The 13,147-nt window shown below is 68.4% G+C and carries 13 protein-coding genes; 10 read left to right on the forward strand and 3 right to left on the reverse strand.

Features of this window, described 5'->3' with window-relative positions; all coding sequences use genetic code 11:
• Positions 1 to 67 precede the first annotated feature (67 nt).
• From BJ987_RS19725 to BJ987_RS19735, 3 genes are all read left to right on the forward strand, one after another.
• The gene (locus BJ987_RS19725) at positions 68 to 616 is read left to right on the forward strand and encodes a PadR family transcriptional regulator (protein WP_209892107.1); all 549 of its coding nucleotides are present in this window, start codon (positions 68 to 70) and stop codon (positions 614 to 616) included.
• 35 nt (positions 617 to 651) lie between these two features.
• Positions 652 to 1,035, forward strand: coding sequence for a PPOX class F420-dependent oxidoreductase (locus tag BJ987_RS19730; RefSeq protein WP_209892110.1), 384 nt, complete (start codon positions 652 to 654; stop codon positions 1,033 to 1,035).
• Between the two features lie 157 nt (positions 1,036 to 1,192).
• Positions 1,193 to 1,711 carry a DUF4333 domain-containing protein gene (locus BJ987_RS19735; protein ID WP_209892112.1) on the forward strand — a complete coding sequence of 173 codons (519 nt, stop codon included), beginning with the start codon at positions 1,193 to 1,195 and terminating at the stop codon, positions 1,709 to 1,711.
• A 4-nt stretch (positions 1,712 to 1,715) separates the two neighbouring features.
• On the opposite strand, the gene BJ987_RS19740 is transcribed toward BJ987_RS19735, so the two are convergent.
• Both BJ987_RS19740 and BJ987_RS19745 read right to left on the reverse strand, forming a co-directional pair.
• Positions 1,716 to 3,128: a TldD/PmbA family protein gene (locus BJ987_RS19740; protein WP_209892115.1), complete on the reverse strand. Its 1,413-nt coding sequence runs from the start codon at positions 3,126 to 3,128 to the stop codon at positions 1,716 to 1,718.
• The gene (locus tag BJ987_RS19745) at positions 3,125 to 4,642 is read right to left on the reverse strand and encodes a TldD/PmbA family protein (RefSeq protein ID WP_307869683.1); all 1,518 of its coding nucleotides are present in this window, start codon (positions 4,640 to 4,642) and stop codon (positions 3,125 to 3,127) included. The genes BJ987_RS19740 and BJ987_RS19745 overlap by 4 nt, the downstream gene beginning before the upstream one ends.
• A gap of 126 nt (positions 4,643 to 4,768) precedes the next feature.
• Here BJ987_RS19745 and BJ987_RS19750 point away from each other — a divergent pair, with 126 nt between their 5' ends.
• Positions 4,769 to 5,419, forward strand: coding sequence for a TetR/AcrR family transcriptional regulator (locus tag BJ987_RS19750; protein ID WP_307869684.1), 651 nt, complete (start codon positions 4,769 to 4,771; stop codon positions 5,417 to 5,419).
• Positions 5,420 to 5,432: 13 nt separating this feature from the next.
• Here BJ987_RS19750 and BJ987_RS19755 read toward each other — a convergent pair whose 3' ends face one another.
• A complete protein-coding gene (locus BJ987_RS19755) occupies positions 5,433 to 6,200 on the reverse strand; it encodes a sulfite exporter TauE/SafE family protein (RefSeq protein WP_209892121.1) in 768 nt (255 codons plus the stop codon).
• Positions 6,201 to 6,280: 80 nt separating this feature from the next.
• Here BJ987_RS19755 and BJ987_RS19760 point away from each other — a divergent pair, with 80 nt between their 5' ends.
• The 6 genes from BJ987_RS19760 to lnt all read left to right on the forward strand — a co-directional run bounded on the left by BJ987_RS19760 (position 6,281) and on the right by lnt (position 12,819).
• Positions 6,281 to 7,459 carry a sensor histidine kinase gene (locus BJ987_RS19760; protein WP_209892124.1) on the forward strand — a complete coding sequence of 393 codons (1,179 nt, stop codon included), beginning with the start codon at positions 6,281 to 6,283 and terminating at the stop codon, positions 7,457 to 7,459.
• Positions 7,460 to 7,485: 26 nt separating this feature from the next.
• Positions 7,486 to 8,142: a response regulator gene (locus tag BJ987_RS19765; RefSeq protein ID WP_209892127.1), complete on the forward strand. Its 657-nt coding sequence runs from the start codon at positions 7,486 to 7,488 to the stop codon at positions 8,140 to 8,142.
• Positions 8,143 to 8,271: 129 nt separating this feature from the next.
• A complete protein-coding gene (locus BJ987_RS19770; protein WP_209892129.1) occupies positions 8,272 to 8,775 on the forward strand; it encodes an FxsA family protein in 504 nt (167 codons plus the stop codon).
• A 67-nt stretch (positions 8,776 to 8,842) separates the two neighbouring features.
• On the forward strand, positions 8,843 to 9,418 hold the full coding sequence (locus BJ987_RS19775) for a Uma2 family endonuclease (protein WP_209892132.1): 576 nt from the start codon (positions 8,843 to 8,845) through the stop codon (positions 9,416 to 9,418).
• Between the two features lie 80 nt (positions 9,419 to 9,498).
• Positions 9,499 to 11,094, forward strand: coding sequence for an amidohydrolase (locus tag BJ987_RS19780; protein ID WP_307869685.1), 1,596 nt, complete (start codon positions 9,499 to 9,501; stop codon positions 11,092 to 11,094).
• 102 nt (positions 11,095 to 11,196) lie between these two features.
• Positions 11,197 to 12,819, forward strand: coding sequence for an apolipoprotein N-acyltransferase (gene lnt, locus BJ987_RS19785; protein WP_209892138.1), 1,623 nt, complete (start codon positions 11,197 to 11,199; stop codon positions 12,817 to 12,819).
• Positions 12,820 to 13,147: the final 328 nt, after the last annotated feature.

Consider the following 13,147-nt stretch of genomic DNA (forward strand, 5'->3'; position numbering starts at 1 on the left):
CAGGCTAGGACCGGCGTCGAACGGAAGTCAAATTTGAGTAGTATGAGTTCGAGCGAAGGAGCCGAACATGCCCGCTGTACGTCTGCTGGTGCTGGGCGTCATCCGACGGCAGCAACCCACCCACGGCTACGCCGTGCGCCGCGAACTGCTCTCCTGGCAGGCCGAAACCTGGACCAATGTGAAGCCGGGCTCGATCTATCATGCGATCAAGCAACTCGCCGCCGAAGGAAAACTCGACGCTCTCCGGACCGAGGACAGCGCCGAAGGTCCGGGCCGCACCCTGTACGCGATGACCGAGGCGGGGGAGGCGGAGTTCCGCAAGCTGATGGACAGTGCGCTGGTGAGCATCGACATGGAGGAACTCGGCGCGGCGATCGCCTTCATGGACGCGCTGCCGCGCGGGCATATCGTCGAGAAGCTACGTCAACAGCAGCGCAACAGCGCCGAGGTGCGCGACGGACTGCTCGAGATGATCCCGACATTTCCCGGCCGCTACGAACCGCCGTACTCCACCGATCTCCTCGAACTCTGGAGCGGAGTGTTCGCGAACCTCACCGGCTGGACCGGTGGACTGATCGAACGGCTGGAGGCCGGCGAATATCGAACAGCCGACTGACGCAACGAGATCCGGTGCCCAGTAGGCTGACCCACATGACGAACACCCTCGGGGCCGTCGGCAAGGCCGACTACGTATTGCTGACCACCTTCCGCAAGGACGGGACCCCGGTCGGCACCCCGGTCTGGGCCGTGGCATCCGAGGGCAAGCTCTACGCCTGGACGGTCACCGACAGCTGGAAAGTGAAGCGACTGCGCCGCAATCCCGCTGTCACCCTGCAGCCGTGCAGTCCGAGCGGCAAACCGCACGGCGAAGTCATCGAAGGCACCGGGCGGGTGCTGGACGCGGCGGGCACCGAACGGGTTCGCAGTCTGTTGAAAAAGAAGTACTTCATTCTCGGGCCGCTCATCATTCTGGGCAGCAATCTGCGCCGCGGCAAAGCGGGCACGATCGGCATCGAGATCACCCCCGCCCCTTGATCATCCGCCGTTCGGCGCGGGCCCGGCGTGCCGGGCCGACCGAATCGGCACGACTCGCGGCGCACCCGCACGCGCTCGGCTATCCTTCCTCGGGCACGGGGGTGGTCCACAGCCGAGCACATCGCTTCGACTCTGCCCCAGTAGAGGGAGGGACTGTATGACTGCACCGACAAGACGGCCGAATGCCTCTCGCCCGTACCCGATCGCCGAACCCACCGAGCCCGAATACGGACCCGACCACAATGGCTGGGTCCCCGTCATCATCGCCGGGGTGGTCGCTGCCTTCGCGATCGCCGTCGCCGGTGTGATCGCCGGACTGGTTGTCGTCAATATTCGCGAAAACGACACCCCCGCACCGAAACCCACACCCACCGCGGCGGTCCAGGCCCCGGCGGCGATCGCGCCGATCGGCGCGCTGCCGACCACTCCGGTGGCCACGCCCGCCGTCGTCGTGCCGGACAACCTCGACCCGGTCGCCGTGCAGCGCGGCATCGTCGAGGTGCTCAGCGAGTCCTACGGCCTGGCGGCGATCAAAGACGTCAAATGCCCCGAGGAGTTGCCCGTGGTCGTGGGCAGCAGCTACGAATGCAGCCTCCGGATCGATGGGCTGAAGAAGACCGTCGCGGTCACCGTCACCGATCAGGACGGCACCTACGAGGTGTCACGGCCGCATTGAGCGCTCAGGTCGCCTGACTCACCGAAGACATGTGGAAGTCGGGAATCCGCAACGGCGGCATGGCCGTTCGGGTGAACCAGTCCTTCCACTCGCGCGGCAGGGTGACCTGGGTACGGCCCGCTTCGCTGACCCGGCGCAACAGGTCCAGCGGGCTCTCGTTGAACCGGAAGTTGTTCACCGCGGCGGTGACCTCCCCGTTCTCCACCAGATAGACGCCGTCGCGGGTGAGACCGGTCAGCAGCAGCGTGGCCGGATCGACCTCACGGATATACCAGAGGCAGGTCAGCAGCAGACCGCGTTCGGTACCCGCGATCATGTCCGCGAGCGAGGTATCCGTCCCGCCCGTCATGAGCAGGTTCTCGCCGGGAACCGTGACCGGAGCGTCGAATTCGGCGGCCGTCGCGCGCGGATACACCAGTGACCGGATGACACCCTCACGCAGCCAGTCCACCCGATCGGCGGTCAACCCGTTGTCGAACACCGACACCGACTCCGACGACGAGGACGTGGCGACGAACGGGATGTACTCGAGTCCGGCGGCGGCGGGATCGGAGTAGAGGGTGAGCGGAAGATCGGTGAGCCGCTCCCCGACGCGCGTGCCGCCCGGCCGGGCGAAGGCGGTGTGGCCTTCATGCGCGCCGCGGCCCTCCATGGACCAGTTCATATAGATCATCAGGTCGGCCACCGCCGAGGGTGGGAGCAAGGTTTCGTAGCGGCCCGCGGGCAGCTCGACACGACGCTTCGACCAGTCCAGGCGGCGCGACAATTCGGTCAGCAGGCCGGGGACATCCACGTCGGCGAAATCCTGCGTACCGGCGCCGGCCCAGGCGCTCGCCAGATCCGCTCCGGCGCCGCGCTTTCCGTTGATCTCGATCGACCCGGTCGGCTGAATCCAGCGCCTGCGGATCCCGGTCGAGGTGCCCAGCCAGGTGGAATGCACCTGATGGTGGGCGAAACCATAGAGCTTGTCGCCGCCGTCGAAGCCGGTCGCGAGATCGCGGGCCACGCCTTCGAAGACGGTGATGTCGGTGGTGCGGGGCGCGCCGTCCCAGGGCAGATCCCAGTCCGCGCTGTCCGCGCGCAACGCGTCCGGATCCAGCAGGGGCATGGCGTCTTTCGCGGGTTCGGCGGTGCGGGCCGCTTCCTCGCTGGCGCGCACCACGGCCTCGACCTCGTCGGCGTTCACGCTGGTGGAGCTGATGCTGCCGACACGGGCGCTGTTCGGCCCGTCGCGGAAGATCGACACCACCGCCCAGGATCGGGACACCGAGGAACCGTTGGTGGTCATCGAATTCCCGGCCCACCGCAGCGACGCCTCGTGCGCGTCGGTGACGAGGACGACGGCCTCGTCCGCCCGGGACAGGCGCAGGGCCTGTTCGACGACCTCGGGAGCGGCCGAAACCGTTGTCGCAGTCACTGTCCCGCCTCGTTTCGGGTGTTGAGAATATTGACGCCGCGCACCAGGACCGACGGGCAGCCGTGGCTCACCGCCGCCACCTGGCCGGGCTGGGCCTTGCCGCAGTTGAACGCACCGCCCAGCTGCCAGGTGGATGGCCCGCCCACGGCCTCCATCGCGCCCCAGAAATCGGTGGTGGTGGCCTGGTAGGCGACATCGCGCAGTTGGCCGTCCAGCTTGCCGTCCCGGATCCGGAAGAATCGCTGACCGGTGAACTGGAAGTTGTAGCGCTGCATATCGATCGACCAGGACTTGTCGCCGACGATGTAGATGCCGTCGTCGACGCGGGAAATCAGTTCGGCGGTGCTGGTATCGCGGTCCGGATCCGGTTGCAGCGACACATTGGCCATGCGCTGGATCGGCACGTGATGCGCCGAGTCGGCGTAGGAGCAGCCGTTGGACCGGTCCAGGCCGAGCCGCGGGGCGAATACCCGGTCCAGCTGGTAGCCGACCAGGATGCCCGCGCGCACCAGATCCCAGCGCTGCCCGGCCACGCCCTCGTCGTCGTAGCCGACGGTGGCCAGGCCGTGGGGCTGGGTCCGGTCACCGGTGACGTGCATGATCGGGGTGCCGTAGCGCAGCGTGCCGAGTTTGTCGGGAGTGGCGAAGGAGGTTCCGGCATAGGCGGATTCGTAGCCGATGGCGCGGTCGTATTCGGTGGCGTGGCCGATGGATTCGTGGATGGTCAGCCACAGATTGGACGGATCGATGACGAGATCGGTCGGGCCCGCCGTCACGGTGGGGGCCTTCACCTTCTCCGCGAGCCAGGCCGGGATCTGCGCGAGTTCGCCGTCCCAGTCCCAGATCCCGTCGGCGCCGGTGACGTACTCCCAGCCACGTCCGGCCGGTGCGGCCAAGGTGCGCATGGATTCGAAGACGCCCGAGGCGGAGTCGACGGTGATCGCTTCCAGCACCGGATGCAGTCGCACGCGCTGCTGGGTGATGGAGGACCCGGCCGTGTCGGCGTAGAAGGTCTGCTCTTTGACCTGCAGCACCGAGGCGGTCACGTGATCGACGCCGTCGGCGGCCGACAGGCGACCCGAATAATCCTGCAACACATCGACTTTGTCGGCTGTCGGCACCGTGAACGGGTCCAGCGCGTAGGCCGAGACCCACTGCGCGTTGTCGTAGCGGGGCTCGTCGGCGAGTTCGACTTTCTCCCGGTTCAACGCGCGCAAGGTCTTGGCGACGGTGATCGCGCGCTGCGCGACCTCGGCCGCGGTGTCGGGGGTGAGTGCGGCGGCGGAGGCGAAACCCCAAGTTCCGTCGACGATCACGCGCACGGCGAGGCCGAGGTCGGTGGAGTTGCTGATCGCCTCCACCCGGCCGTCCCGGATCCGGATGGACTGCGTCACCAGCCGGTGCACCCGCAGGTCGGCGTGCTGGGCTCCCGAAACCCGCGCGGTGGACAGCGCGGCGTCGGCGAGCGTCGACAGCGGTAGCGCAAGGAACTCGGCGTCTACTCCTGAGGTCACCCTGGCTACGCTACACCTCCCGCGAATTACCCTGAGCGACTATGGGACCGGCTTTTCAAGATCGCACGGCGCGCGGGAAACCCGTGGTTACAGCACCCGGAGCGTCTCATGCCGTACTGTGCCCGCGTGCCACCATCCGCCCTCCGCGACCGTAAACGGGAACGCACCCGCCGCGCTCTTCTGGAAGCCGCTGTCGAGCTTTTCGAGTCCAGAGGTTACGAGGAGACGACGGTGGCCGATGTCGCCGCCGCCGCGGAGGTCGGCACCCGCACCTTCTTCAACTACTTCGCGAGCAAGGAAGAACTACTCTTCCCCGAACCCGACGAGCGGGTCCGGGCCGCGGTCGCGGCGATCGGCTCCCGCACTCCCGAGGAACGGCCCGTCGAAGTGCTGCTGCGCGCGTTACGCGCGGCCGGTGACAATCCCGGCGACCACCTCGTCGACGACCTCAACGCCCGCATCGCCGCTGTGCGCGCTCAGGTTTCGCGTACCGTGCCCGCGGTGAGCGGACGGGCCGCGCACGCGCAACTGGTCGCGCAACGTGAGATCGGCCGGCAACTGCACGCGGCGTTCCCCGACGAACTCGACGAGGTCGGGGCGGCAGCCCTGGTCGGCGCGGTGGTGGGCGCGGTGTCGGGTGCGTTGACCGTGCTGTTCCAGCAACCGAATTCGACGCCCGAGGACGGGGAGCGACTGCACCGCCGTATCCACGAGACCACGTCCGAGGTGCTGCGACCCTGGCTCGCGTCCAGCAAGGCGCCCGAACCGGTCGGCTGAAAACGGGGCGGGCTCAGCCGAATTGCTGCCAGCCCAGCCGCGCCACCATCGCCACGACCACCACCAGCAGGACGACGCGGACGAACTTCGCGCCGTTGCGCAAGGCCATGTGCGAGCCGAGGACCGCGCCCGCGATATTGGCGACCGCCATGGCCGCGCCGAGCGCGACCAGAATGTGGCCGGTCGACCCGAAATAGATCAGCGCGCCCACATTGGAGCCGCAGTTGATCACTTTCGCCATCGCGGCGGCCCGCACGAACTCGGTGCCGAGCAGCGTGGCGAAGGTGATGATCAGGAAGGTGCCGGTACCCGGACCGATCAAGCCGTCGTAGAGGCCGATCAACCCGGCGGCCAGCGCCACCACCAGCAGCACTTTGCGGCGGGTCGGCGGATGGGTGGCCATGGTGACGCCGATCGAAGGCCGGAACGTGACGAACAGCGCCACGCCCACCAGCACCACCAGCACGATCGGGATGAACAGCTCCCGATCGATCAGCGATACGGCCGCGGCGCCGGCCGCGGCGGTCACCGCGGCGATCAGGGCGGCGGGCACCATCATGCGCCACTGCATCGGCACTTTGCGCGCGAACGTCGCCACCGAGGCGGCGGTGCCCGCGACGGCCGCCATCTTGTTGGTGCCGAGTGCGGTCTGCGGCGCGATGGTGGGCGCCACCAGCAACAGCGTCGGCAAGATGATCAATCCGCCGCCGCCGACCACCGCGTCTACCCACCCCGCGGCGGTCGCGGCCACCAGCAGGGCCGCCCAATCTCCTAGATCCACGCCCGCAACACAACCAGACATCCTATGTTTGCCCATACTGCGGGTCGGCATCTCAACGGACCCCGCATAGTCTGAACCGCATGCGCCGGTTCAGTTTGTGGCTTCGCGGCAAGCCTGTCGTGGCCGACTCCATGCTGGCGTTCACCTTGCTTTTGGTCGACATCTTCGCCGGTGTCGACGACAGCGAGCATCCCGTCGTCTATCTGGCGCTGAGCGGTCTGCTGCCGCTGCCGGTGGCGCTGCGCCGGATCTATCCGCGCGCGATGGCGGCCACCATGCTGGCGTTGTCGCTCGGCACGACCATGCTCAGCTATCTGCTCGACGACATGGCGGTGCATCCGGGATTGCTCGCGCTGGGCATCATGCTCTACACCCTCGTCGCCTACGTCGGCCGGCGCGAAGGTTTGCTGCTGCTGGCCGGTCTCATCCTCGACACCGTGCTGTCCATCGTGCTGCTGCGCCAGCCGGTGCTCACCACCAGTTGGGCCATCGGCATGTTCTACGCGCTGTGCTGGACCCTCGCCGAATTCAACGGCGCCCGGCACGCGTACGACGCCGAGGTGGCGGCGCGGCTCGCGGTCGCCGACTACGACCGGGAGCGCCGCACCCATGAGGCGGTCTCGCGGGAACGGACCCGCATCGCCCGCGAACTCCACGATGTCGTCGCGCACGCGGTGAGCGTCATCATCGTGCAGGCCGACGGCGCCAAGTACGCGCTGCGCCGCGATCCGGACACCGCCGAACAGGCGCTGACCACCATCTCCGCCACCGGACGCGAGGCGCTGCGCGAATTGCGCCGCACCGTCGCGCTGCTGCGCACCGAGCACGCGGCCGATCAGCTGCCGCAGCACGGCACCGCGGGCATCGCCGCCATGGTGGACATGATGCGCGGCACCGGGCTGGCCGCGGACCTGGAGCTCACCGGTGAACTGGACGGCATCGCACCCGAGGTCAGTCTCGGTGTGCACCGGATCATTCAGGAGTCGCTGACCAATACGCTGCGGCACGCGGGAGCCAGCCCCAAGGCTTGGGTGCGGGTCCAGCGGCGCGAGTCCGACGTGCTGGTGGAGGTCATCGACACCGGGGGCACGCCGATGCACGGTCCACCGGCGCATCCGATTCAGGGCAGCGGGCTGGGCCTGCTCGGGATGCGCGAACGCATCGCCGTGCTGGGCGGCACGCTGGAGGTCGGCCGCACCCCGGAGGGCAAATGGCGGGTGCACGCCACCATCCCGCTCACCCCGGGACTGAGCGAATAGCTCTGCTGTGCCGATAGATTGAGACCGTGCCGATCACCGTTCTCGTCGTCGACGACCAGGAATTGATGCGCATGGGCCTGAAAATGGTGCTCGGCGCACAACCCGACCTCCAAGTGGTGGGGGAGGCGGAGAACGGCGCGGCCGCGGTGACGCGGGCCCGCGAGTTGCGGCCCGACGTGGTGCTCATGGACGTGCGGATGCCTGTGGTCGACGGTGTCACCGCCACCGGGCAGATCGTCGAAGCGGGCCACAGCAAAGTCCTCGTGATGACCACCTTCGATCTGGACGAGCACGCACTGGGCGCGCTGCGCGCCGGCGCCAGCGGGTTCCTGTTGAAGGACACCCCGCCCGAGGACCTGATCTCCGCGATCCGCAGTGTCGCCGCCGGTGACGCCGTCGTCTCCCCGAAGGTCACCAAGCGCCTGCTGGACCGCCTCATCGCCGAAGAACCCGGTGGCATGCGCGACCCCTCCGTCCTGGACGTGCTCACCGCCCGGGAGCGCGAAGTCCTCGAACAGATCGCCGCGGGCCGCTCCAACGCCGAGATCGCGGGGCAGCTGTTCCTCTCCGAAGCCACCGTGAAAACGCACGTCGGCCGGGTGCTCACCAAACTCGGCCTGCGCGATCGAGTGCAGGCCGTGGTGCTGGCCTACGAGACGGGCCTGGTCCGCCCCGGCGGCTGACGGTGCCCGAAATCTCAGGGCCTTCCCAGGCCGCCGGGAGAAATCCGCTCGATCAGGACGTTGAACAGACAGGCGCGCCCGCCGCACCACCCCGCATCGGGGCGTCGCTGCAACTCCGAAAGGATCGCCATGCCCGCCTTGATCTTCTTCCTGTACGCCGTCACCGAGCTGGCCGCGCTCGTGGCCGTCGGCCACTTCTTCGGCGTCGTCCCCGCGATCCTGTCGCTCATCGCGATCTCCACCCTCGGCCTGCTGCTCATCGGCTCCCAGGGCCGCCGCGTCTTCGAACAGTTCCGCCGCGCCCGCCGCGGCGAGGTCACCCCCGGCACCGCGGTCGCCGACGCCACCCTGGTAGCCGCCGGCGGCATCCTCATGTTCATCCCGGGCCTGGTCACCGGTCTCATCGGCCTGCTCTTCCTGCTTCCCCCCACCCGCTTCCTCGTCCGCCCCCTGGTCCGCTCGTTCGCCGACCGCCGCGTCGGCAAACTCCGCGCCCACATGCCCTACCGCGGCATCGTCATCGACGGCGAAGAGATCGTCGACCGCGGCGAAGTCATCGACGGCGCCGTCGTCCAGCAGTGGTACGACGACGGCAAGGGCACCCCGCACCGCGTCATCGGCCCAGCGGTTTAAGGCGTACGACCGCTGTTCTGCGATACCTTTTAGGCTCAGCCGTTCGCAAGGGTTGGAGTGATCGTCCGTGAGCGTCCCCGCCATGCACCCGCGCCCGGGAAACCTGCGCGCCGTCGCGGAACAGATCGAATCAGCGACGGGCCTGCGTGTGGAGATCCTGGGCGGGAATCTCGTGATGTCACCGACCCCGCGCGGCAAACACGCGGGCACGATCCGGCGGCTTCGGCGGCAGTTGGAGCCGAGAATCCCGCAGGGCCTGGCCGCGTACGAGAACAGCTCGATCCCGATGCCGGACGATGAGGACGACTACTGCACGCCGGACCTGATCGTCCTGCCTGAATCTTGGGACGACGACGACGAATGGCTGGCCGATCCCGCCGATACCGAATTGGCGGTCGAGGTGATCTCGAAGTCGGAGAAGGCGCGACAGATCACGGACAAGAACGGGTGGTGTGCCGCCGCAGGGGTCAAGATGCTGCTGGTAGTCGATCCCCGGCACGGTGTGTGGACGCTGTACACGCACCCTAAGGACGGCGTCTATCACGGCAAACTCGACGGCGACTACGGGGACGCGGTCACACTTCCCGAGCCCTTCGCATTAGAGCTCGACAGTGGATGCCTGCCGCGATATGGAGACCGCTGACCTCCAGCCGGTGTGGGGTGCGGCATAGCGGTGTGTGGGGTGTGTGGGTGTGGTGGGGGGATACGGCAGACTGGGCACTCGTGGGTACCCAGTTGCTGATCGGTGGTCGGATTTACAGTTCCAGCGCTCCTGATGCGACCGCTATGGCGGTGACGGATGGGATGGTGGTGTGGCTGGGGGCGGACAAGCCGGGGCTCGCGCTGCATCCGGACGCGGAGATCATCGATCTGGCCGGAGCGTTCGTGGCGCCGGGGTTCGTGGATCCGCATGTGCACGTGACGGCGCTGGGCTTGAAGACGACCGGCCTCGATCTAAGCGCGGCCGAGACCCTCGAGCAATGTCTGGGCCTGGTGCGGGAGTTCGCGGGCGCGCACCCGGAGGGTGGCATTCTGGGGGACGGGTGGGACGAGACGCGCTGGGGCGGGCGGGCGCCGACGGTCGAGGAGATCGACGCGGCTGCCGGTGCGGGGCGATCGGTGTATCTGGCTCGGGTGGACGGGCATTCGGCAGTCGTCTCCTCGGCGCTGCTGGCGGCGGTTCCCGAGGTGGTTTCGGCGGTGGGCTACACCGCGGGGGAGCCGGTGCGGGCGGATGCTCATCATCTGGTGCGGGCCGCGGCGCTGGCGGGATTGACTCGGGCACAACGGGATTCGGCGCGCAAGGCGGCCTTGGACGCGGCGGCGGCACAGGGCATCGTGGCCGTGCACGAATGCGGCGGCCCGGATATCGCGGGCCGCACGGATCTGCGGGAGTTGCTGGAGTTCGAGCACGGTGTCGAGGTCCGGGCGTACTGGGGTGAGGCCGTGCGGAGCGCGGAGGAGGCGAAGGCGCTGGTGCATGAGCTCGGGGTGCACGGGCTCGCCGGTGATCTGTTCGTCGACGGTTCGCTCGGCTCGCGCACCGCGTGGCTGCGCGAACCCTATGCCGACGCCGACAGCGCCGGCCGGTCCTACCTCGACGCCGACGCGATCGCCGCCCACGTGCAAGCCTGCACCGAAGCCGGCATCCAGGCCGGTTTCCACGTCATCGGTGACGCTGCCATGGACGCGGTGGTCGCCGGATTCGGACGGGTCGTGGACGTCCTCGGCGGCCCGGCCGTGGCCGCGCGCGGACATCGGGTCGAGCATGCCGAAATGCTCGATGCCGACCAGATCGCCAAGCTCGGCGCCTGGGGTGTGCTCGCCAGCGTGCAGCCGGGTTTCGACGCCGCCTGGGGTGGTCCGGCGGGCATGTACGCCGCCCGGCTCGGCAAGGAGCGCGCCGCGACGCTGAACCCGTTCTCCGCCATGGCCGCCGCGGGCATCTCGCTCGCGATCGGCTCCGACGCACCGGTCACCGCGCTGGACCCGTGGGCCGCGGTGCGCGCCGCCGCCAACCATCGGACCTCCGGCAACGGCATTTCTCCGCGCGCGGCCTTCGCCGCCGCCACGCGTGGCGCGTGGCGCGCGGGCGGGGTGCGGGACGGACTCGCGGGCACGTTGGTGCCGGGAGCCCCTGCCTCCTATGCGATCTGGGAGGCCGACGACCTCGTGGTAGCTGCCGCGGCCGACACCGTGCAGCGGTGGTCCACCGATCCGCGTTCCCGGGTGCCCGGACTGCCGCCCCTCGACCCGGCGGCTCGGCTGCCCCGCTGCCTGCGCACTGTGCACCGCGGGGTCACCATTTATGCGGCATGAACCCGTACGGCCCGCGCGCACACAACGTTTCGCCGGATCGTGGATGTGCAGTACCGAGATTTGTTGTGCCGCAGCGGTGCCGGATGTGGAGTGTGCAGGGCGATGACTGAGGGACGCGGCGCGGTGCTGGAACGGGCGACGAAGACGGTCGGGCACTATCCGGTGCTGAGCCGATCGGTGGCGGCGGTGGTCGCCGGGCTGCTGATGTTCGGCAGTTTTCCGCCGCGACCGTTCTGGTTCCTCGCGCCCCTCGGCGTCGCGGTGCTCACCCTCGTGGTTCGCGGAAACGGCAAGCTGCGCGGCGGATTCGGGTACGGCATGCTCGCCGGGCTCGGGTTCTTCCTGCCGCTGCTGCCGTGGACCGGAATCTATGTCGGGCCGGTGCCGTGGCTGGCGCTGTCGGTCGTCTGCGCGGCGTACGTCGGCTTGTTCGGCATGCTGGCCCGGCTGCTCGGGAATCTGCGCGCCTGGCCCCTGTGGGTCGCGCTGGCGTGGGTCGGCACCGAGTGGGTGCGATCGAACTTCCCGTTCGGCGGATTCCCCTGGGGGCGGCTGGCTTTCGGGCAGTCCGACGGCTGGTTCCTGCCGCTGGCGATGGTGGCGGGCGCGCCGCTGGTCGGATTCGCGGTGGCGCTCACCGGAACCGGCGCGGCGGCGCTGATCGATCGGCTGCTTCCCCGGCGACCGGAGCACTCGGCAAGCTCCGTGGAACCTGCTGCCGTGGCGGGAAAACCCCAGCTCAACAGTATCGCCCGGGTCGGAATTGGCACCGCGGCAGCAACTCTGGCTATCATGCCTCTCACCGGAGTGATCCTCCGGGCCGCGCTGCCCGCCCCGGATGAGGGCGACCGGATGATCACGGTCGCCGCAATCCAGGGCAGCGTGCCGCGGCTCGGTCTGGATTTCAACGAACAGCGGCGCGCGGTCCTGGACAATCACGTCCGGCGCACCGAGGAGTTGGCCCGGGCGATCGCGGCGGGGACCGCGAAACAGCCGGATGTCGTGATCTGGCCGGAGAATTCGTCCGATATCGATCCGTTGCGCAATGCCGACGCTCGCCAGCTGATCACGTTGGCTTCCGAGCAGATCAAGGCGCCCATCCTGGTGGGCGCGGTACTGGTCAACGCCGATCGCACCACCACCAATTCGGTGATGGTGTGGAACGGCGCGGCGGGCCCGGCCGACCGGCACGACAAGAAGATCATCCAGCCGTTCGGCGAGTATCTGCCGATGCGCTCGTTCTTCCGTCTGTTCTCCGAATACGCCGACCGCGCAGGCTATTTCGTGCCCGGCGACGGCGACGGCACGGTGCACGCGAACGGCGTCGACATCGGTGTGGCCACCTGCTACGAGGTCGCCTTCGACCGCGCCTTCCAGGATTCCATGCGAGCCGGCGCGCAGTTGCTGACAGTGCCGACCAACAACGCCACCTTCGGCGACAGCGAGATGACCTACCAGCAACTGGCCATGTCCCGGGTGCGCGCCGTCGAGCACGGCCGGGCGCTGGTGGTCGCCGCTACCTCGGGCGTCAGCGCGATCATCACCGCCGACGGCGTGGTGCGTCAGCAGAGCCCGCTGTTCGTGCCCGCGGCCCTGGTCGCCGAGCTTCCGTTGCGCGACAGCACCACACTCGCTACCCGATTCGGCTCCCTGCCCGAATATCTCTCGGTTATTCTCACCGGAGTCGCTGTGGTAGTGGCGCTGCGGGCCCGTCGCCGACCGTAAGACATCGGCCCCGGCCGTCGCACGTAATTCTCCAGGTAGTAGCTAGCAGCTCTGAATCGGGTTCACTCCGCACGCCTGATGAAGTATTTCCCGCGCTCATCGCGGCACCTGCGATAAATAGCCATCCATTAGCTGATGGAATAGGCGCTACCCCAACGCACTCCGATGTGAAACAAATCCACATCGGCGACCATCCGTTGGTCTTGATGCTCCGAATCATAGGTCGTGGATCACGTCCTACGGCTGGCGCGTGCGCGCGGGTCGTGGTGGTGCTCGGGGAGTTGCGTCAACTGCGCTACCCGTCGCCCGATTACCACCCCTCCCGGGG

It is taken from the genome of Nocardia goodfellowii (genome assembly GCF_017875645.1).
Lineage (GTDB): Bacteria > Actinomycetota > Actinomycetes > Mycobacteriales > Mycobacteriaceae > Nocardia > Nocardia goodfellowii.